The organism is Pseudomonas sp. GCM10022186 (genome assembly GCF_042656385.1).
In the GTDB taxonomy this organism is placed as follows: domain Bacteria; phylum Pseudomonadota; class Gammaproteobacteria; order Pseudomonadales; family Pseudomonadaceae; genus Metapseudomonas.
Map to the genome: position 1 here is coordinate 52,545 of NZ_JBHSOU010000016.1, position 22,398 is coordinate 74,942.

The window sequence follows — 22,398 nt, forward strand, 5'->3', positions numbered from 1 at the left end:
TCACGGCTTCTCCAGCGCCTGCAACGCACCTTCATGCAGGGGAATGGCCAGGGCGCGTCGCGCGTTGGCCTTCGACAACTGCTCGCCCTGGATGCTGCCGGCCGCCAGCCAGTCGTTGTCCGTGGCGAAGAGCAGGTCCATCAGCTGTTCGGCTTCGCTCGCGCTCAGCGATTCGTCGCAGAGCAGCAGGGCGCTGACGGCGAGGGTGGGCACCGGCGCCGCCTGGTTGGGGTAGGTGGCGGCCGCCACCTGGGTGGCGAAGGTGCCGGGGCGGTTGGTTTCCAGCTGGCCAATGGCCTGTTCGTCCAGCGGCACCAGGCGCAGCTGCATGGCCTCGCTGGCCGCGCGGATGCTGTCGGCGGGGGCGCCTATCACCTGCAGGGTGGCGTCCAGCTGGCCGTCGCGGATGGCGGTGAGCGCCTGTTGCAGGTCGAGGCTGGCGGCCGCGGCCAGGTCCTCCGGCTCGATGCCGTGGGCGGCCAGGACGGCGATGGCGGTATCCCGCGAGGCGGAGCCCGGCTGGCCGAGGTTGACCCGCTTGCCGCGCAGGCTGGCCATGTCGCGCACCGGCCCGTCGGCACGCGCCAGCACATGCACCATTTCGGGATAGAGGCTGGCCAGGGCGCGCAGGCTGGCGTAGGGACCGGATTCGGCGAACGGGCCGGCGCCATTCACCGCCAGCTGCGCCATATCGCTCTGGGACAGGGCCAGCACCACATCGCCCCTGCGCAGCATGCGCAGGTTGTCCAGGCCGCCTTCGGTGGTCAGCGGCGTCAGTTGCACGCCCTTGGCACGCAGCAGGCTGGTCATGGCCTGGGCCAGCCGCGCGTACTGCCCGGCGGCTGGCCCGCCGGCCAGGGGAAAACCCTTCTGCAGACGGCTCAGGCGGCCCTGGATATTGCTCAGGGAACGGTTCAGCTCGTCGGAGATGATGTCCCGCTCCTTCGCCCCGGTACCGCCGGGGGCGAGGTTCAGCGCGGTGCTCATCGCCGCCATCAGCTGCTCGCGGGGCTGGCCCACGCCGGGCTCGACGGTTTCCGGCGCGGGTGGCGCCTTGAAGCCCTGGGGCACCACGGCTTCCCAGCCGCTGTCGGTCTGGCGGTAGATCAGGCTGCCGTGGGCGTTCAGCAGGTCACCCTGCTTGTTGCCCTGGTTGCGGATGCCGGACAGCCCGCGCGGCCCGGCGCCCAGGGCGCTGATCAGGCTGGCGACGCCGGGGGAATCCCAGGAACCGAAGTCCTGGTCACGCTCCACTTTCAGGGTGCTGTCGAAATAGATCACCAGGCGTTTCTCGCCTTCCGGTGCGTTGGCGTCGCTGGCCGAACCGCGGCGGTCCAGTTCGCTGAGACTGAGTACGCCGGTGCCGAAGGCCTGTTGCAGGCGCTGCTGCACTTCGGCTTCCAGGGTGGTCTGGTCGGGGCCCCTGGAGCAGGCGGCCAGGGCCAGGGACAGCAGGGCGAGGAGGAGGGCGCGCAGCATGGTCAACCTCCCATTCCCGGCAACGCGAGGAAACCCGTGAGTACCAGCGCGTTGAGCAGGTCGATGAGAAAGGCGCCCACCAGCGGCGCGACGATGAAGGCCTCCGGCGCCGGGCCGTACTTGTGGGCGATGGCCTGCATGTTGGCGATGGCGGTGGCCGTGGCGCCGATGGCGAAGCCGCAGAAGGCCGCCGAGAGCACGGCGCTTTCATAGTCGCGGCCGGTGAAGCGGTACACCACCCAGGCGCCGAAGGCCATGGCCAGGGCCGACTGGGCGATCAGCATCACGAACAGCGGGCCGGCCACGCTGGCCACGTGACCCAGGCTCAGCGCCATCATGGTGATCACCAGGAACAGCGACAGGGTCACCGAGGCCAGCAGGTCGATGCCTCCGTCGTTCAGTCGCACACCCACCAGGGGCAGGGTGTTGCGGATGGTCACTCCCAGCAGCAGGCACCAGATGAAGCTCGGCAGGGTCACCGCGCCTTCGCCGAACTTCCCGGCCAGGAACTGGCCGACCACCAGGGCGGCCATGGTGGCGGCCAGCACATTGAGGAAGTTGGTAGTGGTCACCGGCGGTGCCGATTCACCGGTGATTTCATGGTGCTCGCCCCGGGGGCCGCTGCCGGCCAGCTTGTGGCGCTTGATCAGCCACTGGGCCAGGGGGCCGCCGATGATGCCGCCGGCCACCAGGCCGAGGGTGGCGCCGGTCATCGACAGCTCCATGATGGACTGGAGGTTGTTCACCTCGGCGAAGCGCTCGGCATAGGCCGCGCCCGTGCCGTGGCCACCCACCAGGGTGATGGTGCCGCCTACCAGGCCCATCAAGGGGTGCATGTCCAGGCCCCAGGCGACCAGGATGCCGAGGATGTTCTGCAGGAACAGGAAGGGGATCAGGGTGATGACGAAGAGCACCAGCCGCTTGCCGCCGTGCCTGAGCATGGCCAGGTCCGCCGACAGCCCCACGGCGGAGAAGAATGCCAGCAGCAGGGCGGGCTTCATGGTGCTGTCGAATTCCACGCGGAAATCGCTGAACGCGCCGGCCACCGACAGGGCGATGGCGAACAGCAGGCCGCCGGTGATCGGCTCGGGGATGTTGTAGCGCGACAGCACGGGAATCAGGCGGTTGACCCAGCGTCCGAGGAGCAGTGCGAGGGCGGCCAGGAGAAGGGTTTCGAGGGGATTGAGGGTCACGTCGGTGCTTCCTGCCAGGTACTGCCCCGCGCGACGCGGGACTACTTGCCTAGAGGTCTAGCCAAGGCTGGCGGGCTTGTCGAACCGGCGTTCAGAGGTGGGTATCGAGGGCGTGGGGGCCCTGGGTCAGGTGCTCCTTGAGGAAGTCGATGCAGAGCTTCACCTTGGCCGAGCCCGAAGCCCGCGCGGCGGTGACGGCCCAGACGTCGGCGGCCTGCTGGTAGGCCGGCAGCACCCGTACCAGCTTGCCGGCCCTGATGCTCGGGGCCGCGTCCCAGACCGAGGCCATGATCACCCCGTGCCCTTCGTGGGCCCACTGGCACACCACGTCGCTGTGGTTGGAGGCCATGGGGCCGGTGACTTTCACCGTTTCTTCGCCCCCCGGTCCGCTCAGGCGCCAGACGCCGAAACCCAGCTCGCGCTCGCGGAACAGCAGGCAGTCGTGCTGCGCCAGTTCGGCCAGGGTCCGTGGCTGGCCGCGGCGCGCCAGGTAGGAGGGAGCGGCGCAGAGCATCCGGTGGCTCTCGGCGATCTTGTGGGCGATCAGGTGCGGTTCCTGGACCTCGCCCACCCGCAGGTCGATGTCGAAGTTCTCGCCGATCAGGTCCACCCGCCGGTCCAGCAGTTCCAGCCAGACCTCGAGGCCCGGATGGCGCTGGCGCAGCAGGGACAGCACCGGCGACAGGTGGTCGCGACCCAGGCGCAGGCTGGTGGCGATGCGCAGCACCCCGCGCGGTTCGCCGCGCGATCCGGACAGCGATTCCACCATGCCTTCCACGTCTTCGAGGATTTTCTGCGCCCAGGCGAAGGCCGCCTCGCCATCGGCGGTGATGTTCACCCGCCGCGTGGTGCGGTTGAACAGCTTGACCCCGAGGGACTCTTCCAGCATGGCGATACGCTTGCTGACATGGGCAGGGGAAATGCCCAGCTCCGTCGCTCCGGCGATGAAACTGGAACGCCGCGCCACGGCGCAGAACAGCAGCAGGTCACGCAGGAAGGGATCATTGTTCGCTAATAGCGCATTCTGATTTTTCATGGGGGCTGATTATAGGTTTGATAGCGAATATTAGTCTTTCGATCCACCGCTTCCCCAGGAATGGATCGCCCCATGAACAACCTCCGCATCGCCATTGCCGGCGCCGGCCTGATCGGCCAGCGCCACCTCGAACTCATCCAGGCCAACCCGGCCTGCCAGCTTGCCGCACTGGTGGACCCGAGCCCCGCCGCCGAGGCAGTCGCCCGCCGCGCCTGCGTGCCGCTGTTCGCCTCGCTGGAAGTTCTGTTCGAGGCCGGCCGCCCCGACGGCATCATCCTCGCCACACCCAACCAGCTGCATGTGGAACAGGCCCTGACCTGTCTGCAGGCCGGCGTGCCGGCGCTGATCGAGAAACCTGTGGCCCACAGCCTGGAGGAAGGCGAGCGGCTGCTGGCCGCCGCCGTCGGTTCGAACGTGCCGCTGCTGGTGGGCCACCACCGCGCCCACAGCCCGATTCTGGAGCGGGCGCGGCAGATCATCCGCGAGGGCCGCCTGGGCGAACTGGTGGCGGTGATGGGCAGCGCGCTGTTCTACAAGCCGGACGATTACTTCGACGCCGCGCCCTGGCGCCGCCAGCCCGGCGGCGGACCGGTGCTGATCAACCTGATCCACGAGATCGGCAACCTGCGTTCGCTGTGCGGCGAAATCGTCGCCGTGCAGGCCCTGGCCTCGAGCGCGACGCGGGGCTTTCCGGTGGAAGACACGGTGTCCATCGGCCTGCGCTTCGCCAATGGCGCCCTGGGCAGCTTCCTGCTTTCCGACACCGCCGCCTCGGCGCGCAGCTGGGAACAGACCTCCCGGGAAAACCCTGACTACCCCAGCTACGCGGACGAGGACTGCTACCTGATCGCCGGTACCGGCGGCTCCCTGGCCGTGCCCACCCTGCGCCTTAAGTATTACGAACGGCCCGAGGACCGCTCCTGGTTCAAGCCCTTCACCTGCGAAACGGCCGAGTTGGAGCGGCAGGACCCGCTGGCGCGGCAGCTGGAACATTTCTGCCAGGTCATCCGCGGCGAGGCCGAACCCCTGGTCAGCGTGCGCGACGGCCTGCAGAACCTGCGGGTGGTCGAGGCCATCGCCCGGGCCGCGCGAGACGGTGGAACAGTGCCGGTCGAGTAGGATGGGGCGGGCGGCGCTCCGCGAGCGGAGCGAAACCCATGCTGTCGGATCGATGGGTTTCGCAAGCCGTGTAGGGTGGATAGCGCTTTTCTATCCACCAGCGAGGCCATGCAGGGCACCGATGGTGGAAATCCCCAAAGGGATTTCCACCCTACGCGCTGTGACGATTCGAATTCCCGGGCTAGCAGGATGAAGCCGATGCGGTAGGGTGCGCCGTGCGCACCGGCGGTTTGACGTGGTGCCGAACCAGGCCAGGCGAAAGGGGGAGTCTTGTGCACGGGGAGGATTCGCCCCTTTCCAGGGGGCCAGCGCAAGTCCAGGTTCTACGAACGTGGATGTTTACTCGCGATGGGCTTTCCACCGCGCATAAGCCTCGCCCATGCACCGCGCACATGGCCGATACCCCGCCGCCCGCGCGGTGGCTTCATCGAGAAAGAACACCCGTTCCCGCACATACCCGCCCCTTGCGATACCCGCCCAGGGTGCCGGGCAACGGGCTGGGGCAGGGCGACCCGTTCGCATCCAGCAGGGTCCAGCGTTTCATCCCCGGGCCTCGCGCTCCAGCAGGAGGCGCTTGCGTTCCACTCCCCAGCGGTAGCCGGAGAGGTTGCCGTCGCTGCGCACCACGCGGTGGCAGGGAATGGCCACCGCCAGGCTGTTGGCGCCGCAGGCCTGGGCCACGGCACGTACCGCACGGGGCGAGCCGATGCGCTCGGCGATTTCCGCGTAGCTGGCGGTGCTGCCCGGGGGGATTTCCCGAAGCGCCTGCCACACCCGTTCCTGGAAGGCGGTGCCGCGTACATCCAGGGGCAGGTCGAGGCCGAGGTTCGGCGCTTCGATGAAGCCGACCACCTTGGCCACCAGCTGTTCGAAGTCGCTGTCGCCGCCGATCAGGCAGGCACGGGGAAACTTGTCCTGGAGGTCGCGCAACAAGGCCTCGGGATCGTCGCCGAGCAGGATGGCGCAGACGCCGATGCCGCTTTGCGCCACCAGGAAGGAGCCCAGGGAACACTCGCCCAGGGCGAAACGGATTTCGTTGTTGGTGCCGCCGTCGCGATAGTCGGCCGGCTTCATCCCCAGCACCTGGGCGGAGTCGGCATAGAAGCGGCTGTTGGAGTTGAAACCGGCGTCGTAGAGCACCTCGGTCACCGAGGCGCCCGGACCGAGCTGGTCACGCACCTTGCGCGCGCGGCGGGCGCGGGCATAGGCCTTGGGGGTGAGGCCGGTGACGGCCTTGAACACCCGGTGGAAGTGCGATGGGCTCATGCCCGCCGACTCGGCCAGGGCTTCCAGGCCCGGCACATCCTCGGCGTTTTCGATCTGCCGGCAGGCGGCCGATACCAGGGCTGCATGCTGCGCCGCCACGCTGCTCATGTCGGCGGCGGCACGGCGGCTGGGCCGGTAGCCGGCAGCCTCGGCCTGTGCGGCGCTATCGAAGAACTCCACGTTCTCCGGCCGCGGCAGGCGGGTCGGGCTGCTGGGCCGGCAGTAGACACCGGTGGTTTTCACGGCATAGACGAATTGCCGGTCGGCAGTCGGGTCGCGCGCCTGTACGGCGGCCCAGCGCGGGTCCAGTTCGGTGGCGGTCTTGGCAGGGGCTTTCATGGCGCTATCGGCATTGAGTGCGTTCATGGCAGAGAGTATGCGGGCAGCAGGCCGCCCGCATCCTGACTCTTGCGGTCGAATTCAGGGACGGGAATAGACCTTGAACAGAGTCTGGTCCAGTTCACCGGGGGCGCCAAAGTACTTGCTGTAGAGCGGCACTATCCCGCCGGAGCGGTAGAGCTGGCTCAGCGCCGTATCCACCTGCAGGCGGAAGTCCTCGTCGCCACGGGCCATGGCCAGGGCGACCGGCTCGAACTCGAAGCGGCGGTCCAGCACCATCAGCTCGGTGTTGGCCGTATCCCGCGCCACCAGGCTGCGCAGGGTCATCTGGTCGGCGAAAAAGGCATCCACCTTGCCGCTGGCCACCTGGCCGACGCCTTCGGCGGGGCTGGCCACGGTCTCCAGGGTGACCAGCAGCTTCAGCAAGCGCAGCTTTTCTCGCGCCCAGGTTTCCACCAGGGTGCCGCCCTGCACCGCGAAGCTGTGGGCGGCCAGGCCGCGATTGAGGGTGGCGCGCCAGGTGGGACCGGTCTGCTCCACCTGGCCGCTGAGCACCTTGACCAGGGACAGTGGGGCGTTCTTGCGCACTACCACGCCTATCCCGGCGGTGTACACGGGCAGGGAGAAGGAGACGCTCTGGCGCCGCTTGAGGCTTTCCACCATCGGGCTGCAGAGCAGGTCCACGCCGCCGTCGCGCACCTGGTCCAGGGCCTTGTCCGGCGCCAGGGGTACGAAACGTACCTTGAGCGAGGCCAGGCCGGGCTGGGTGCGCAGCTGGTCGGCGACCTTCTGGCAGAGGTCGATGGCATAGCCGGAGGCGCTTTCACCCGCAGTGGAGGTGAAGGGCGGCTGGTCCGGCAGGTAGCCGAGGGTGAGGGTTCCGCTGGCACGGATCCGGTCCAGGGTCTGGGCGCTGGCCAGCAGCGGCAGCAGGCTGGCCAGCAGCAGGGCGACATGGGGGAGACGGGATTTCATGACCGGACCTCCGTTTCCAGGGTTGCACGCCGCTCGAGGAAGCGGTCGGCGATGTAGCCGAACATCAGGTAGCCGACTGCGGTGACTATCATGCCGCCGAACACCGCCTCGGTGCCCGAGGCGTAGAGCGCATAGAAGCTGTAGGCCATGGCGATGATCAGCACTATGACGTTGCGGTGGTGCGGATAACCCGTCACCCCGGCCTTCTGCATGATCACCAGCAACGCCGACAGCGAAGTGATGTAGGGCACGATGTTGGTCACCGCCGCCAGGTTCACCAGCTTGCCGAACTGCTCCGAGGCGTTGGGTGAAATGGTGGATATGGCCATGGCGCTCTGCAGGAGGGCGTTGGCCACCAGCCCGGCTATGGGCGCACCCAGCAGGGTGACCCTGGCGAACAGGGCCGGGAACATGTTCTGGTCGGCGGTGACCTTGGCGGTCTGCGCCAGGGTGAACTGCCAGCCCAGCAGCGAGCCGACGCAGGCCATCACCGCCAGCCCCATGATCAGGTCGCCCACCAGGGGATTGAACATCTTCGCGTAGACGAAGGCGAAGGGCGCACTGGAATTGGCCAGCTCGGGGTTCGGCACTATGCCCATGATCACCGAGGTGGAGAGCACGTAGATCACCGCCGCGCCCAGGGTGCCCAGCAGGCAGGCCAGCGGCACGTTGCGCTTGGGATTCTCCACGGCATCGGAGTTCTGCGCGGCCGACTCCATGCCGAGGAAGGCCCAGAGGGTGAGGGGAATGCTCTGGGTGATGGCGTCGCCGGTGGTGATCTGGTTGGGGTTCCAGGCCGCGGCGAAGACCTCGGTGTCGAACCAGAACCAGCCGATGACCGACAGGCCCGCCACCGGGATGATCACGCCCCAGACCGTGATCGAACCTATATGTCCGGTGATTTTCGGCCCGCCGAAGTTGGCCAGGCTGGTCAACCAGATCAGCCCTACCGCGCCGATGAACAAGGGCATCGCGCCGCTGCCCAGCCAGGGGAAGAAGGGCGTCAGGTAGCCCACGGCGGAAATGGCGATGGCCACGTTGCCGATGGCCAGGGACAGGAAGTAGAGATAGGAACAGAGGAAGAAGGCCGACTTGCCGTGGGCCTCTTCGGTGTAGGCCGACATCCCGCCTGAACGCGTGCAGTAGATGCCGCACTGGGCGAAGCAGTAGGCGATGGCCATGGAGCCCACCGCGGTGATCACCCAGGACAGCAGGGAGATCGCACCCAGCTGCGCCATGCTGGAAGGCAGCATGATGATGCCCGAGCCCATCATGTTCACCGCCACCAGGGTAGTGAGCCCGGTCAGGCTCATTTTCTTGCCGGAAGCTGCCATGCGCGAGTCCTTCGAAGGAAAGTGTCCCAGAAAGATAGGCGCAGCCCGCCATTGTTGCCGCCGGTCCGGGAGTAGAATTCATCTTCCTGCCACATGCCGTGCCGAGCCGCCCATGCGATTGCGTCCCGAAGACCTCGACAACATCACCGCCACCACCCTCGACGACTACAACCGCAACGCCGAGGGCTTCCGCGAAGGCACCCGTGACCATGACGTGAGCCAGAACATCGAGGCGCTGTTGCGGCACATCCGGGGTAGCACCCCCTTCACCATCCTCGATTTCGGCTGCGGGCCGGGCCGTGACCTGAGTGCCTTCACCCGCCTGGGTCACCAGGCCATCGGCCTGGACGGCGCGGAAAGCTTCGTCGCCATGGCCCGCGCCGACTCCGGCTGCGAAGTCTGGCACCAGGACTTCCTCCACCTCGACCTGCCCGCCGAGCGCTTCGACGGCATCTTCGCCAACGCCAGCCTGTTCCACGTCCCGCGTCAGGAACTGCCCCGCGTCCTGCGCCAGTTGCGCGCCGCCTTGAAGCCCGGCGGCGTGTTGTTCAGCTCCAACCCCCGTGGCCACAACGACGAGGGCTGGAGCGGCAGCCGCTACGGGGCCTGGCACGACTACGAAAACTGGAAGGCCCTGGTGGAGGACGCGGGCTTCGAAGCCCTGGAGCATTACTACCGTCCGGCCGGCCTGCCGCAGGCGCAACAGCCCTGGCTGGCGAGCGTCTGGCGCCGGGTGGGTTAAGCGGCGGCCGGCGCCCTCGGCCTACTCATGCCAGGGCGCCGGTGCGCCGATCAGGCGGCCCATGGCGCCCTGGATGCCCAGTTCCCGCAGCGTGTCGAGTTCGCCCGGGGTTTCCACCATCTCGGCGATAAGCGGCAGGTCGATGCTGTTGGTGGCGCGGAACAGCGCCTCGATGAACAGGCGCTTGTCGCTTTCCTGGTCGATGGCGCGGATGTAGGTGGCATCGATCTTCAGGTAGGCCAGGCCCAGGTGGGCGAGGTTGCCGATCAGGCTGAAACGCCCGCCGAAATGCTGCAGGCCCAGGCTGTAGCCGGTTTCGCGGATGGCCTGGCAGATCTGCGCCAACTGGTTGGCCGGCGGCAGGTGGCGTTCGTCCAGCTCCAGGGTGAGCAGCGCGGCCTGGCGCGGGTGGGATTTGAGCAGGGCCAGCAGGCGCTCGCGATTGGCGTCTTCCCGCAGGCTGGAGGCGGACAGGCTGAGGGCGATGGGGGCGGGGTGCTGTTCCAGGTGGGCGAGGCAATGTTCGAGCATCGCCAGGTCGAAGCGCGCGGCCCAGCCGAGGCGTTCGATCCAGGGCAGGAAGCGGCCGGCGGCCACGGCCTCTCCCTGGGGATCGAGCAGGCGTGCCAGCACCTTGTGGTGCAGGGTTTCGCCGGTGTTCGCGCACAGCGCCACGGGCTGGAAGTAGAGGCGCAGCTTGCCCTGGTTCAGCGCATCGTCGATCCAGCCGCGCCAGTCGTGCTGGCTCTGGCCGGGGGCGTCGTCGTAGTCGTCCAGGCGCACCCAGGGGCGATCCAGGCCTTGCGTGGCCTGGGTGAGGGCCTGGTCGCCGCGCCCCAGCACCTTCTGCATTTCTTCCCCCGGCCGATAGGCGGCGATGCCAAGGAAGGCCACCGGACTGCGGTCGCTGGCGCCGGTGGCGTGCAGGTGTTCCAGCTGATCGGCGAGGCTGTGGGCCAGGTGCTCGGCGTCTTCGCTGCCGAGCCCGGGGGCGAGCAGGGCGAATTCGCCGCCGCGGCTGCGCGAGGCCAGCCAGTCCGCCGCACCGCGCTGGCGCAGCAGGTTGTCGAGGGTTTCGCCGATGTCGCGGATCAGGGCGTCGGTGCGCTGGCCGCCGAGGCGCTGGTTGAGGCCGCCCAGGTCATTGACCCGCAGCAGCAGCAGGTAGCCGGCGGCGTTCTGGTCGTTGGGCACCAGCTGGTTGGCCAGGCGGATGTCGAACTGGCGGCGGTTGGCCAGGCCCGTGAGGCTGTCCTGGTAGGCCTCCTCGCGCAGGCGTTCGCTGCGCGCCGCTTCCTCGGCGAAAAGGTTGCGCAGCTTGTCCACCATCTGGTTCATGGCCAGCACCACGCGGCGCAATTCCGGGGTGCGCGGCACCTTGGGCAGGGCAAGGAACTCGCGACGGCTGATGGCTTCGGCCTGCTGCACCATGCTGTCGAGCGGGCGCAGCTGGGTGCGCAGCAGCCAGGCGCCCACCAGGGCGCTGATCAGGCCGCAGAGCAGCAACCAGGCCAGGCTGCCGAGGGCGCTGTCCCACAGTTTGGCCAGGGCGAACTGAGGGTGGCTGAGCACTTCCACCCGCGCCGCCTGCTGCCAGCCGCGCATGATCAACGCATCGCCACCCTGGGGCCGCAGGTTGACCAGGTGGGCGAACCAGTTCGGCACCTGTTCGCTGCTGGTGGTGGCGCTGCGTTCGGCGATCACGCCGCCATCGGGAATGCGCACGACGCGGATGCTGGCGAAGTAGCCGCTGTCGAAGATGGAGCTGACCATCAGCTCGATCATCGCCGGGTCGTCCACATGGGGCGTCATCGACAGGCCCAGGGCGGTGGCGGCGTCCTGGGCATGTGAACGCAACTGGCTGAGCAGTTGCTCGCGGGAGCTTTCCACCCCGGCGAGGAAACTGCCGGCGAAGGCCAGCGCGAGCAGCAGGCAGATGGCCAGGAACAGTTGCTTGAGTAACGACATGGGCTAACCCTCTCCAATGGCGAAGCCTTCGGCTCTCATCTTTTTCAGCAGGTCCTGCCAGCGCGACAGTCGCTTGGTGTCGCCGGCGCGCTTGGCTCCGGTATAGAGCCCCTCGGCGTTGAAGGCGTACACCGGCAGCAGGTCGGTGCGCCGGGAGGCAGGAAGGATGTCGCCGTCCAGGTTGTCCAGCACCAGGGGATCGGCCGTGGGCGTCTTGTAGTAGGTGAGCACCATGTGCGCCTGGTTCTGCCGCAAGGCCTTGACGTAGGTGATGCGCAGCTTTTCGGCGGGAATGCCGAGGCGGCGCAGGGTGAAGTACTTGGCGATGGCGTAGTCCTCGCAATCGCCGGCCCCCTTGACCAGGGCCTCGATCGGGGTGGCCCAGTAGTCATTGTCGCGCCAGGTGCGGATGTCGTCGGTGAAGTCCAGTTCACGGTTGAAGAAGCGGTTCACGGCGCTGAGCTTTTCGGCCTCGGGCAGTTCGACGCTGGCCTGGATCAGGTCGCTCCAGGCGACGATGCGCGCCTTCGCCGAACCCAGGTCGCCATAGCGTTTTTCGGCGTTGCGGATGATCAGGTCGAAGTCCCAACTGGCCAGCACGCCGGCCAGGCACAGCAGCAGGCCGGCGAGCAGGACGGCGCCTTGCCATGCCAGCCACGAGGGTTGCCGCAGTCCCATTGCCACCCGCCGTTGCCGCATCAGCCGTCTCTCCGCCCGGGATGCAGAGATTCTAGGCAGGCATTGCCGGCTCTGCCGGCCTGTGCCGGGCGTCACTGGCTGCGCAGGGTCTTCTGGCGAAGGATGTAGATGCTCACCAGCACCGCGCTGGTGAGCATGAAGCCGCGTGCCCAGGGCATCGGCACGAGGAAGCAGGAGAGGCTGATGCTGGTCCACATCAGCCCCAGGGCGTAGACCTTGCCCTTGAGCGGAATGCCCTGGCCTTCCAGGTAGTCGCGGATCCAGGGGCCGAGCCTCGGGTGTTCCACCAGCCACAGGTAGAAACGCCGCGAACTGCGTACGAAACAGGCCGCGGCGAGGAGCAGGAAAGGCGTGGTGGGCAATACCGGCACGAAGATGCCGATCACGCCCAGGACGACGCTGAGCCAGCCAACCACCAGCAGGACCATGCGCAGCGCCGGGTGGCGCTGCTGCCGGATATCGCCGTGCGCCATCCGCGCCGGCCTTAGTGGTGGCGGGGCTTGAGCAGTGCGGGCTTTTCTTCCGGGGCGTTGCAGAGGAGGAAGAGTGCGGTCAGCAGCTCGGGGATCTGCTCGACCATTTCATCCACCAGGTGGCGGTCCTTGGCGATATCGGCGAACTCGGGCTGCTCGTCGAACAGGCCGGAACCCACCATGATCGGCAGCAGCAGCTCGCTGACTTCCTCTTCGGCGTCCTCGAACCAGGTCTCCTCGCGTAGGAAAACGCCTTCCATGAAGCCGATGCACCAGCCGCGCAGGTCGGAATCGTCCGGATCTTCGCCCAGATCCAGGTCGCAGGGCAGCTCGGGGTCTTCATCGCTGGCCAGCTGGCGGGCGATGTGGGCCTTGAGGGCCAGCAGGGTGGCTTCGATCTCGTCGCGCTCGGCGTCGCTGCGGTAGTGCGGCGGCTCGGCGAACAGGGCGTCGATCCACTCGCGCTCCGGCACCTGGTCGGGGCAGATCGACAGGGCCGTCAGGTAACCGTGGGCGGCCACATAGTCCAGAGCCTCCTCGTGCAGGTCATCGGCATCGAGGAAGGCTTGCAGGCGGGACAGTTGCTCAGCGAAGGACATCGTGGGACTACCTTGAGAAAGAATCGACGCTGAATTCTAGTCGAGTGCGAGGCCCGCGGCAAAAGCGCGGGCGATGGGCGAGGGCATCTTGCCGGTTCGGGTGACGTATAATGCGCGGCTTGTTCCGGAGACCCCCATGCTCGACCAGGCACAGCGCATCCTCAAAGACGTATTCGGCTACGACGCTTTCCGCGGCAACCAGGCCGCGATCATCGACCGTGTCGCTTCGGGCGGCGATGCCCTGGTGCTGATGCCCACCGGCGGCGGCAAGTCGCTCTGCTACCAGGTGCCGGCGCTGCTGCGGGACGGGCTGACGGTGGTCGTGTCGCCGCTGATCGCCCTGATGGAAGACCAGGTCGCCACCCTCGACGAACTGGGCGTGCCCGCCGTGGCGCTGAACTCCACGCTGTCCGCCGAGGCCCAGCGGGATATCGCCGAGCGCCTGCGCCGTGGGGAGATCAAGCTGCTCTACCTCGCTCCCGAGCGCCTGGTGCAACCGCGCATGCTGGCTTTCCTGCAGCGCCTGCCGATCGGCCTGTTCGCCATCGACGAAGCCCACTGCGTGTCCCAGTGGGGCCATGATTTCCGTCCGGAGTACCTGCAATTGGGGCAGTTGGCGGAGTTCTTCCCCAATGTGCCGCGCATGGCCCTGACCGCCACCGCCGACATGCGCACCCGCGAGGAGATGGTCCAGCGCCTGCACCTGCAGAACGCCGAGCGCTTCCTCTCCAGCTTCGATCGACCGAACATCTTCTACCGCATCGTCGCCAAGGACCAGCCGCGCAAGCAGTTGCTGGGCTTCCTCGCCGAGCGCCGTGGCGATGCCGGCATCGTCTACTGCATGTCGCGCAAGAAGGTGGAGGAGGTGGCGGCCTTCCTGTCCGGGCAGGGCTTCCCGGCGCTGCCTTACCACGCGGGCCTGGCCAACGACCTGCGGGCCTACCACCAGAAGCGCTTCCTCAATGAGGAGGGGCTGATCATGGTGGCTACCATCGCCTTCGGCATGGGCATCGACAAGCCGAACGTGCGCTTCGTGGCCCATCTCGACCTGCCCAAGTCCCTCGAGGCCTATTACCAGGAAACCGGCCGCGCCGGTCGTGACGGCCTGCCGGCGGACGCCTGGATGGCCTACGGGCTGCAGGACGTGCTGCTGCTCAAGCAGATGCTGAGCAATTCCGAAGGCGACGAACGACACAAGCGCATCGAGCAGCACAAGCTGGATGCCATGCTCTCCCTGTGCGAGGAAACCCGCTGCCGGCGCCAGGCGCTGCTGACCTACTTCGACGAAGTGCTGCCCGAACCTTGCGGCCATTGCGACATCTGTACCGACGGGGTGCAGACCTGGGATGCCACCGAGCCGGCGCGCCAGGCGCTCTCGGCCATCTACCGCAGCGGCCAGCGCTACGGGGTCGGCCACCTGGTGGACCTGTTGCTGGGGCGCGACAACGAGAAGGTGCGCTCCGCCGGCCACCAGCACCTGTCGGTGTTCGGCGTGGGCAAGGGCATGTCCGAGGGCGAGTGGCGCACCTTGTTCCGCCAGCTGGTGGCGCGTGGACTGGCCGACGTCGACCTGGAGGGCTTTGGCGGCCTGCGCCTGACCGAGGCCTGCCGTCCGCTGCTGCGCGGCGAGGTACGCCTGGAACTGCGCCGGGACCTCTCGGCCAAGGCGCCCAAGCCCGCGGCCAGTGCCGCCAGCCAGCTGGTGCGGAGCGAGGAGCGCGCGCAGTGGGAGGCCCTGCGTGCCCTGCGCCGCAAGCTGGCCGAGGAGCACAGCGTGCCGCCCTACGTCATCTTCCCCGACGCCACACTGCTGGAAATGCTGCGCAGCCAGCCGCGCAGCCTCTCCGACATGGCCCAGGTCAGCGGTGTCGGCGCGCGCAAGCTGGAGCGCTACGGCCAGGCCTTCCTCGAGGTGCTCAATGGCGCGGGGGAAGCGCCCCGCGCCGTTACCGACCTGCGCCATGAACTGGTCAGCCTGGCCCGCGCCGGCATGACCCCGGCGCAGATCGCCCGCCAGCTCGACTGCAGCGAGAAGAATGTCTACAGCCTGCTGGCCGAAACCATCGGCAACCAGCAGCTCAGCCTGGAACAGGCCCTGGACCTGCCCGAGGACCTGCTGAGCGAGATCCAGGACGCCTTCCTCGACGGCGAAGGCGAGCTGCCACCGGTGGCGGAGGTGGCCGAACGCTTCGCCGGCCGGGTGCCCGATGGCGTGCTGCACTGCGTGCGCGCCGCCCTGCAGGCGGAATTCGAGGCCTGATCGAAGCGCAGGGTGGAAATTCCTTCCGGGATTTCCACCATCGGCGCCTTGCCAAGCCTCGCTGGTGGATAGAAAAGCGCTATCCAATTACAAGGCTTGGAGTCCGGATTCGTCGGAAATATGGCGGGGTGATTCGACAAACTTGTGACGCTGCGCACGACCGGCTAATGTGCGTCAGAGGCCTCCGATAGAAGAGGTAGAAGTGTCCTACAGCAACACTGCCTGGCTGAATGACGTTCGTCCCAACCCCTACGCCGACCAGCTCGCCCTGGGGTTCCGCCAATTGCGCTTCGCGCCCTCCCTGGAGCGCGAGTACCGCGATTATTTCCTCGAAGAGAATTTCGACCTCAAGCGCATCGCGCTCAGCGTCGGCCTAGTGATCTGGCTGGCCTTCGCCGTGCTCGACTTCTATCTGGTCAGCAGCGAGACGCGCTGGTGGCTGCTGGCGGTTCGCCTTGGTGTGTTGGGATTGCTGCTGGCCTGTGGCGTGCTGATGATCCAGCGGCGCCACCGCAACCTGTTGGCTCCCCTCAGCCTGACCTGCATCGGCGCCCTCGGCATCGGTGCCGGGGCCGTGGTGGCGATAGCCCACCGCAGTGAGCCGTCCTTTCCTTATGAAGGGCTGCTGCTGGTCTGCATGGCGGCCTATTTCCTGGTGGGGCTGCGTCTGGTGGAGGCCCTGGGTGTTTCACTGGTGATACTGGTGGCCTACGTGGGCCTGGAGCTGTGGGCCGGGCTGCCCTGGGTGCGATTGATCAACAACCTGCTGTTCCTGCTGTTCGGCAACCTGGCCGGTGCCGTGGGTTGCTACCTGCTGGAGTTCAAGTCCCGCGAGCATTTCCTCATCAGCCGCCTGATGCGCGTGCTGGCCGATCACGACAGCCTCACCGGCCTCTGCAACCGCCGCAGCTTCAACCGCCAGCTGGAGCGCCTGTGGCGCCAGGCCCAGCGTGAGCAACACGGGCTGGCGCTGCTGCTGTGCGATATCGACCACTTCAAGGCCTACAACGACCGCTACGGCCACCAGGCCGGCGACCAGGTGCTGCAGCAGGTGGCCCGGGTGCTGGAAGACACCGCGCGGCGGCCGCTGGACATGGCGGTGCGCCTGGGGGGCGAGGAATTCGCCGTGCTGCTCTACGGCATCAACGACGACGAAGCGCGGCACTGTGCCGAGAAACTGCGCGTCGCCCTGGAGCGGCGCGCCATCCGTCACGAGGCGTCGCCCACCGCGCCGGTACTGACCATGTCCATTGGCGTCGCCTGCGTGCACCCGGTGCCGGGCATGCCGCAGGGCCGGCTCTACGAACTCTACGAGCAGGCGGATCGAGCCTTGTACGAAGGCAAGGCATTTGGCCGCAACCGCGTCGTGGCCTGACTTCTGTACGAAAACTCAATTCGTCGCTCGCCTTGGCGCGGCCGGTGACTGTCCGGGGCCACGGCCGGTGCTAGCATCGCCGCTCCTCCTGCCAAGAGCGATCCGCATGGACAAGCTGATCCGGGCCGACGGCCAGCCGCACTTCGGAATCTTTCCCGCCGCGCCGGGCCTCATCAACTACCGCGACTTCGACTTCCGCTCGCCCATGGGGCGTCGCCTGGGGGCCCTGGCCAAGTGGCGAAGGTTCCACCAGTTCCAGTATTTCGGCCTCATCAGCGACGAACTGATCGGCGGCTGCGCCCTGGCCAACCTGAGCCTGGTGGGCATCGGCTTCGTCTACCTCTATCACCCCGCCAGCGGGCGCATGCTCGAACGCCAGTTCAAGCTGCCGCTAGGCCTGGGGACGCGCTTTTCCCAGTCGCCGGACGACGGCGTCTGCGAGCTGCGCCAGGGTCGCAATCGCCTGCGCCTGGAGAACAGCGCACTTGCCGGCGAGAAGCGCCTGCGGGTGGAACTGGACGATGGCACCCGCATCGATGCCTGCTTCAGCGAGCGGCAGCCGGCGTTCCAGCCCATGTACATCTGCACCCCGGCCGCGGTGAACGGCTGGGTCTATGCGCAGAAGGTGGCCGGCGTCGCCTGCCGCGGCGAAGTGAAGAGCGCGCTGGGCAATTTCGACCTCGGGCGGATCGGCGCCTTTGCCCACCACGACTGGTCCGCCGGCTACATGCGCCCGGAAACCAACTGGAACTGGGCCTGCCTGTCCGGCCTGGCCGCCGGGCAACGCGTCGGCCTGAACCTGTCCTGCGGGGTGAACGAGACCAGCTTCACCGAGAACTGTTTCTGGCTGGATGGGCAGCTGTTCAAGGTCGATACCGTCAGGTTCTCCTTCGACCGTGACCGGCCGCTGGACACTTGGACCATCCGTTCCCATGACAACCAGGTGGAGCTGAGCTTCGTGGGCGCGGGGCTGCATCAGGAACGGCTGAACCTCGGTTTTATTGCAAGCAATTTCCGCCAGGTGTTCGGCCGCTTCAGCGGCACCCTGCGGCCGCCGGGGCGCCCACCGCTGTCCATCGATGACATCTGGGGTTTCGTCGAGGACCAGTATGTGAAGTGGTAGGGGGAGGGGGCTTGCTCGTGGCTTTCGGCTATGATTAGCTGGCTAATAATTAGTATAAGAAGTCCGAGTCAATTCCGATGTCCTACCCCGACCAACACCGCTTCGCCATGCAACTCGCGCAGATGTCCCGTGCATGGCGCGCCGAACTCGACCGCCGCCTGGCCGGCATGGGTCTGTCCCAGGCCCGCTGGCTGGTGCTGTTGCATCTGTCCCGCTTCGAGGATTTACCCACCCAGCGCGAGCTGGCCAAGAGCGTCGGCGTCGAGGGGCCGACGCTCGCGCGTCTGCTCGACAGCCTGGAGGCCCAGGGCCTGATCCAGCGCATGGCCGTCGCCGAGGATCGCCGGGCGAAGAAGATCGCCCTGTGCCCGCCGGCCCGTCCCTTGATCGAGAAGATCGAAGCCATCTCCAGTCAGCTGCGCCAGGAGCTTTTCGACGGCATAGATGAGGAAGAATTGCGCCGTTGCCAGCAGGTCCACGCCCGGATACTGACCAATCTGGACCGACTCTGATGGCTGAGGATCTGGAAGCGCTCCAGCAGCGCTTCGGAGCCCGCTATCCGCAATGGCTGTTGGGGCTGCTGATGCTCGGCAGCATGGCGATGATCCTCGCTTCCACCAGCATCAACGTCGCGCTGCCGGCGATCATGGCCGATTTCTCGATCGGCCGTCCGCTGGCGCAATGGCTCGCCACAGGTTTTCTCGCCGCCATGACCGCCGGCCTTCTACTGGCCGCCTGGTGCCAGTCGCGGCTGGGTGCGCGGCGGACCGTACAGTTCGGTCTGGGCCTGTTCGGCCTGGCCTCGCTCCTGGCCCTCGTGGCGACCGCCGCCTGGCAGCTGATCGCGCTGCGCATCGTCATGGGCGCCTGCGCGGGCATCATCCAGCCGCTGGCCATGGTGCTGATCTTTCGCGTCTATTCCGACGGCGGCCGCGGCATGGCCCTCGGCATCTATGGGTTGGGGATCATGGTTGCACCCACCCTGGGGCCGACCGTGGGTGGTTACCTGATCGACCATTTCGGCTGGGGCGCGGTGTTCTGGCTGCCCTTGCCACTCTGCCTGCTGGCACTGCTCGGCGCCCAATGGCTGATGCCCAGCGACCGTGATCGGCGCACGCCCGCGGTGGACCTGCCGGCATTCGCCTTGCTGAGCGTCGCGCTCTTCACCCTGCTCGGTGCGCTGGCGGAAGCACAGCGCTTCGGCTGGCTGGCCCCGAGCGCCTGGTTGCCGGGAGCGATCGGCCTGGGTTGCGCCCTGGCCTTCCTGCGTCGCAGCCGCTCCAGCGAGCGCCCCCTGCTGCCCCTGCAGCTCTGGCGCCATGCGGCGTTCCGCAAGGCCAGCTGGGTAGCCCTGGTGCTGGGCTTGGGGCTCTATGGTTCCACTTACCTGATCCCACTCTTCCTGCAGACGGTGGAGGGTTACAGCGCTGGCGAGGCCGGCCTGCTGCTGTTGCCGACCGGTGTGGTGCTGGGGCTATCGTCCTTCCTCGGCGGCTGGGCCAGCGACCGGCTGTCGGCGGCTTCCATGCTGGTGTTCGGCCTGGTGGTCTTCGCCCTGTCATCCGCCGCCCTGGGAGTGGTGGGGGCGGGAGCGTCATTCCTCGCGCTCTGCGCCTGGGCCTGTGTCGGCCGCCTGGGGCTCGGGTTGCTCCTGCCGGCGATGAGCACCGGTTCGCTGGATGTCCTCGGCCGCGACGAACTGGCGCTGGGGGCGGGCGCCATCACCTTCGTTCGCCAGCTGGGTGGCGCCTTCGGTGTCAACCTGCTGACATTCTTCCTCGAGTGGCGCCATACCGCTGCCGGCGGCGATGCCGCGGCCGAGGCAATGGCCTTCGAGCAGAGCTTCTGGCTGGTTGCGATGCTCTTCCTGATGGCGGTGATACCTGCCTGGGGCGTGCGTCCTGCAAGGGTTTGAGCGTGCAAATCGCACGATGAAAAATTTGTCAAGGCCCTAGCGAAATCTTTCCTATAGTGGAGTAAGCTACAGCACTAGTTTGTGGCCAGCTGCCATTACGGTGGGTGAAGGAGCAGGGAGCCCGCCATCACGGAACTACAGTGGGATGGATAAGGAGCTGCATTCCGCTATCATTGCTTTTTTTTGAGGTCTGCGTATCGCACGTCGCCTCGAGGATGTCCGGGCGGGACGTCGAAGGTGCAACTGGTGGGTACGGATGGCCGGGGAGGACGTATGGCAAGGGTTCACAAGCTCCTTTTGACGCTTGCTTCAGGTTCTGCGCTTTATTCGGGCCTGGTGCCGGCGCTGGGACTAGGCGAAATCACCCTGCACTCTGCCCTCAACCAGCCACTGGACGCCGAGATCGAACTCCTCGAGGTCGGTGATCTCAACGACAGCGAAATCAAGGTCAGCCTGGCATCGGCCGATGCCTTCGAGCATGCCGGCGTCGATCGCTTCATCTTCCTCAACGACCTGCGCTTCAGCCCGGTGATCCGTGGCGCGGGCAGCCGCATCCGCGTGGTGTCCAGCAAGCCGGTCCTCGAGCCCTACCTGAATTTCATCGTCGAAGTGGCTCGCCCCAACGGCAAGCTGCTGCGCGAGTACACCCTGCTGCTGGATCCGCCCGGCTCGGCCTATACCGCGAGTGCCGCGCCGGTCGGCCAGGCCGATGTCGTCCCGGTCCTGACGCCGAGCCCGGCACAGTTGCAACCCGGCCCCGCACCGGCCGCTTCCGAGGGCAGGCGCTACCAGGTTGCACGGGGTGACACCCTCTGGCTCATCGCCAAACGCCTCAGCGCCGGCAGCGGCATGACCCAGCGGCAGATGCTGGATGGCATCTATGCCCTGAATCTACAGGCTTTCCCCGGTGGCGATATCAATCGCCTGCATGTCGGCCAGTCGCTGTTGTTGCCGGATGCGGCGGCGCAGGCCGTAGCCCCGGCGGCGGTCGCGGCGAACGCCCAGCCGGCCGAGGCACCAGCACCGGCGCCGGCACAGCCCGCCGTGCCGTCCGGGCCGACGCTGGAAGAACTGACCCAGGCCCAGCAGCGGGTGGATTCCAGCATTGCCCAGGGCGAAGCCGAACGCGCCGAACTGCGCCAGCAGATCGCCGAGCTGGAGGCCAAGCTGGACTCCATGCAGAAACAGCTGAGCGGCAGCGACCAGCAAATGAGCGAGTTGCAGGCTCAGGTCCAACAGGCCTCCAGCGCTCCTGCCAGCGACGCCCCGCAGGCCCGGCCCGCTTCGGCAGCCCTGGTGATCCCGGCTGCCCAGGCTGCCGAGCTACCGGCCTTGGCTCCGGTGCACGAAGGCAGTTCCGGCATCAGCCCCGTCTGGTGGGCGATCATGGTCTCCGGCCTGGTCCTGCTGTTCCTGCTGGACTGGGTGCTGCTGCGGCGTTCCCGTCGCGAGGCCCAGGAGCAGGAACTGCAAGAGGCCCAGACCACCGGCAAGGCCAAGGTGGCCTTCCAGCACCGTCACCCGGATGTACAGCCCGTCGCCCCGGCCAGCCCGGAGCCGGCTCCGGTCGTCGTGCCGCTGCAAGTGGCCGGCGCATCCAGCCCCAGGGTCAACTCCGACGCCCTGGAAGGCGCCAACATCTACATCGCTTATGGCCGCTGGCGCGAGGCGCTGGGCGTGCTGCGCCCGGCCGTCGCCCAGGAACCGCAACGCCTGGAGCTGCGTTACCGCTTGCTGGAGGTGCTGGGCGAACTGCGTGACCCGGTGGCCTTCACGCTGGAAGAGGCCGCGCTGCGTGACCTGCATGCCGACGAAGAGCGCCTCGCGGCCATTCGTGCTCGCTTTGCGGACGTCGGTTCGGCCTCCGCGGCCCCAGTCGAGCCCGTCTTCGTGCTGGACGAGGCCACGCCAAGCCTGGCCGAGGCAAGCAACGAGCCCATGGAAGGCTCGCAGGTCGATTTCGACGGTTACCCCCTGGACGCGGATTGGGAACAGGTCAGCCCATTCAAGACTGCCGAGCCCAAGGCCAAGGCTACCGTGGTGGCCTTCCCGACCGTGGAGGAGGACTCGGGCTTCCCCACCAATCTCCAGGAACTGCCGGAAGTCTTCGAACTCACCCTGGATGCCGACACCCTGACCCCCTTCGGTGAACTGCCGGAGTTGTCCCAGGCCGGGGGCCTGGACGAACTCACCGACGAGTTCGTCGACCCTCTGGTCAGCCTGGAGGAGCTGGACAAGCTGGACGCACGCAAGGAGAACCTGACCAAGCTCAACCTGGCGCTTGCCTACATCGAGCAAGGCAATATCGAGGCGGCCTGCAGCATCCTCAACGAGGTGATCAGCGAAGGCGACGACCAGCAGAAACAGGAAGCGCGCGACCTGCTGGCGAAGATCGCCTGAAAGCTTCCAGCCTGAACGAGAAAGCCCGGACCTGGTCCGGGCTTTCTTTTTTAACCTTGGAGGAGCGAGCTCTGCTCGCGACGTTGTTCCGTTCGCGAGCAGA

At 67.2% G+C, this 22,398-nt stretch carries 18 protein-coding genes; 8 read left to right on the plus strand and 10 right to left on the minus strand.

Annotated elements, in window-relative coordinates; all coding sequences use genetic code 11:
• From ACFPU0_RS09040 to ACFPU0_RS09050, 3 genes are all read right to left on the minus strand, one after another.
• Positions 1–1,479 (minus strand): TAXI family TRAP transporter solute-binding subunit, encoded by a 1,479-nt coding sequence (locus ACFPU0_RS09040; RefSeq protein WP_377692582.1) that lies wholly within the window; start codon positions 1,477–1,479, stop codon positions 1–3.
• A gap of 2 nt (positions 1,480–1,481) precedes the next feature.
• Positions 1,482–2,672, minus strand: a complete 1,191-nt coding sequence (gene gltS / locus ACFPU0_RS09045; RefSeq protein WP_377692584.1) for a sodium/glutamate symporter — start codon at positions 2,670–2,672, stop codon at positions 1,482–1,484.
• A 91-nt stretch (positions 2,673–2,763) separates the two neighbouring features.
• Positions 2,764–3,708, minus strand: a complete 945-nt coding sequence (locus ACFPU0_RS09050) for a LysR family transcriptional regulator (protein WP_377692585.1) — start codon at positions 3,706–3,708, stop codon at positions 2,764–2,766.
• Between the two features lie 72 nt (positions 3,709–3,780).
• Here ACFPU0_RS09050 and ACFPU0_RS09055 point away from each other — a divergent pair, with 72 nt between their 5' ends.
• On the plus strand, positions 3,781–4,827 hold the full coding sequence (locus ACFPU0_RS09055) for a Gfo/Idh/MocA family protein (RefSeq protein WP_377692586.1): 1,047 nt from the start codon (positions 3,781–3,783) through the stop codon (positions 4,825–4,827).
• Between the two features lie 540 nt (positions 4,828–5,367).
• On the opposite strand, the gene ada is transcribed toward ACFPU0_RS09055, so the two are convergent.
• The 3 genes from ada to potE all read right to left on the minus strand — a co-directional run bounded on the left by ada (position 5,368) and on the right by potE (position 8,741).
• Positions 5,368–6,432: a bifunctional DNA-binding transcriptional regulator/O6-methylguanine-DNA methyltransferase Ada gene (gene ada / locus ACFPU0_RS09060; protein ID WP_377692587.1), complete on the minus strand. Its 1,065-nt coding sequence runs from the start codon at positions 6,430–6,432 to the stop codon at positions 5,368–5,370.
• Between the two features lie 81 nt (positions 6,433–6,513).
• On the minus strand, positions 6,514–7,407 hold the full coding sequence (locus ACFPU0_RS09065; RefSeq protein ID WP_377692588.1) for an amino acid ABC transporter substrate-binding protein: 894 nt from the start codon (positions 7,405–7,407) through the stop codon (positions 6,514–6,516).
• Positions 7,404–8,741, minus strand: a complete 1,338-nt coding sequence (gene potE / locus ACFPU0_RS09070) for a putrescine-ornithine antiporter (protein WP_377692589.1) — start codon at positions 8,739–8,741, stop codon at positions 7,404–7,406. The genes ACFPU0_RS09065 and potE overlap by 4 nt, the downstream gene beginning before the upstream one ends.
• A gap of 112 nt (positions 8,742–8,853) precedes the next feature.
• Here potE and ACFPU0_RS09075 point away from each other — a divergent pair, with 112 nt between their 5' ends.
• Positions 8,854–9,483, plus strand: a complete 630-nt coding sequence (locus ACFPU0_RS09075) for a class I SAM-dependent methyltransferase (protein WP_377692590.1) — start codon at positions 8,854–8,856, stop codon at positions 9,481–9,483.
• Between the two features lie 21 nt (positions 9,484–9,504).
• On the opposite strand, the gene lapD is transcribed toward ACFPU0_RS09075, so the two are convergent.
• The 4 genes from lapD to ACFPU0_RS09095 all read right to left on the minus strand — a co-directional run bounded on the left by lapD (position 9,505) and on the right by ACFPU0_RS09095 (position 13,222).
• Entirely contained in the window at positions 9,505–11,451 is a 1,947-nt protein-coding gene (lapD, locus tag ACFPU0_RS09080) for a cyclic di-GMP receptor LapD (protein WP_377692591.1), read from the minus strand.
• Positions 11,452–11,454: 3 nt separating this feature from the next.
• A complete protein-coding gene (gene lapG / locus ACFPU0_RS09085) occupies positions 11,455–12,150 on the minus strand; it encodes a cysteine protease LapG (protein ID WP_377692592.1) in 696 nt (231 codons plus the stop codon).
• 71 nt (positions 12,151–12,221) lie between these two features.
• The gene (locus ACFPU0_RS09090; protein ID WP_377692593.1) at positions 12,222–12,623 is read right to left on the minus strand and encodes a YbaN family protein; all 402 of its coding nucleotides are present in this window, start codon (positions 12,621–12,623) and stop codon (positions 12,222–12,224) included.
• Positions 12,624–12,634: 11 nt separating this feature from the next.
• Positions 12,635–13,222, minus strand: coding sequence for a UPF0149 family protein (locus tag ACFPU0_RS09095; RefSeq protein WP_377692594.1), 588 nt, complete (start codon positions 13,220–13,222; stop codon positions 12,635–12,637).
• 136 nt (positions 13,223–13,358) lie between these two features.
• On the opposite strand from ACFPU0_RS09095, the gene recQ reads away from it, so the two are divergent.
• The 6 genes from recQ (at position 13,359) to ACFPU0_RS09125 (ending at position 22,295) form a co-directional block, all read left to right on the plus strand.
• Positions 13,359–15,482 (plus strand): DNA helicase RecQ, encoded by a 2,124-nt coding sequence (recQ, locus tag ACFPU0_RS09100; RefSeq protein ID WP_377692595.1) that lies wholly within the window; start codon positions 13,359–13,361, stop codon positions 15,480–15,482.
• A 202-nt stretch (positions 15,483–15,684) separates the two neighbouring features.
• Positions 15,685–16,857: a diguanylate cyclase gene (locus ACFPU0_RS09105; protein ID WP_377692596.1), complete on the plus strand. Its 1,173-nt coding sequence runs from the start codon at positions 15,685–15,687 to the stop codon at positions 16,855–16,857.
• A 106-nt stretch (positions 16,858–16,963) separates the two neighbouring features.
• Positions 16,964–17,980, plus strand: a complete 1,017-nt coding sequence (locus tag ACFPU0_RS09110; RefSeq protein ID WP_377692597.1) for a DUF2804 domain-containing protein — start codon at positions 16,964–16,966, stop codon at positions 17,978–17,980.
• A gap of 77 nt (positions 17,981–18,057) precedes the next feature.
• A complete protein-coding gene (locus tag ACFPU0_RS09115) occupies positions 18,058–18,492 on the plus strand; it encodes a MarR family transcriptional regulator (RefSeq protein ID WP_377692598.1) in 435 nt (144 codons plus the stop codon).
• Positions 18,492–19,895 (plus strand): DHA2 family efflux MFS transporter permease subunit, encoded by a 1,404-nt coding sequence (locus ACFPU0_RS09120; RefSeq protein WP_377692600.1) that lies wholly within the window; start codon positions 18,492–18,494, stop codon positions 19,893–19,895. The genes ACFPU0_RS09115 and ACFPU0_RS09120 overlap by 1 nt, the downstream gene beginning before the upstream one ends.
• A 297-nt stretch (positions 19,896–20,192) precedes the next feature.
• Positions 20,193–22,295: a FimV/HubP family polar landmark protein gene (locus tag ACFPU0_RS09125; RefSeq protein WP_377692601.1), complete on the plus strand. Its 2,103-nt coding sequence runs from the start codon at positions 20,193–20,195 to the stop codon at positions 22,293–22,295.
• The last annotated feature ends 103 nt before the right edge of the window (positions 22,296–22,398 follow it).

Bases quoted from the DNA above. Each gene is read 5' to 3' on its own strand.
- ACFPU0_RS09040 (WP_377692582.1), bottom strand. From the start codon at position 1,479: ATGCTGCGCGCCCTCCTCCTCGCCCTGCTGTCCCTGGCCCTGGCCGCC.
- ACFPU0_RS09050 (WP_377692585.1), bottom strand. From the start codon at position 3,708: ATGAAAAATCAGAATGCGCTATTAGCGAACAATGATCCCTTCCTGCGT.
- ACFPU0_RS09055 (WP_377692586.1), top strand. From the start codon at position 3,781: ATGAACAACCTCCGCATCGCCATTGCCGGCGCCGGCCTGATCGGCCAG.
- ada (WP_377692587.1), bottom strand. From the start codon at position 6,432: ATGAAAGCCCCTGCCAAGACCGCCACCGAACTGGACCCGCGCTGGGCC.
- ACFPU0_RS09065 (WP_377692588.1), bottom strand. From the start codon at position 7,407: ATGAAATCCCGTCTCCCCCATGTCGCCCTGCTGCTGGCCAGCCTGCTG.
- potE (WP_377692589.1), bottom strand. From the start codon at position 8,741: ATGGCAGCTTCCGGCAAGAAAATGAGCCTGACCGGGCTCACTACCCTG.
- ACFPU0_RS09075 (WP_377692590.1), top strand. From the start codon at position 8,854: ATGCGATTGCGTCCCGAAGACCTCGACAACATCACCGCCACCACCCTC.
- lapD (WP_377692591.1), bottom strand. From the start codon at position 11,451: ATGTCGTTACTCAAGCAACTGTTCCTGGCCATCTGCCTGCTGCTCGCG.
- lapG (WP_377692592.1), bottom strand. From the start codon at position 12,150: ATGCGGCAACGGCGGGTGGCAATGGGACTGCGGCAACCCTCGTGGCTG.
- ACFPU0_RS09090 (WP_377692593.1), bottom strand. From the start codon at position 12,623: ATGGCGCACGGCGATATCCGGCAGCAGCGCCACCCGGCGCTGCGCATG.
- ACFPU0_RS09095 (WP_377692594.1), bottom strand. From the start codon at position 13,222: ATGTCCTTCGCTGAGCAACTGTCCCGCCTGCAAGCCTTCCTCGATGCC.
- recQ (WP_377692595.1), top strand. From the start codon at position 13,359: ATGCTCGACCAGGCACAGCGCATCCTCAAAGACGTATTCGGCTACGAC.
- ACFPU0_RS09110 (WP_377692597.1), top strand. From the start codon at position 16,964: ATGGACAAGCTGATCCGGGCCGACGGCCAGCCGCACTTCGGAATCTTT.
- ACFPU0_RS09115 (WP_377692598.1), top strand. From the start codon at position 18,058: ATGTCCTACCCCGACCAACACCGCTTCGCCATGCAACTCGCGCAGATG.
- ACFPU0_RS09120 (WP_377692600.1), top strand. From the start codon at position 18,492: ATGGCTGAGGATCTGGAAGCGCTCCAGCAGCGCTTCGGAGCCCGCTAT.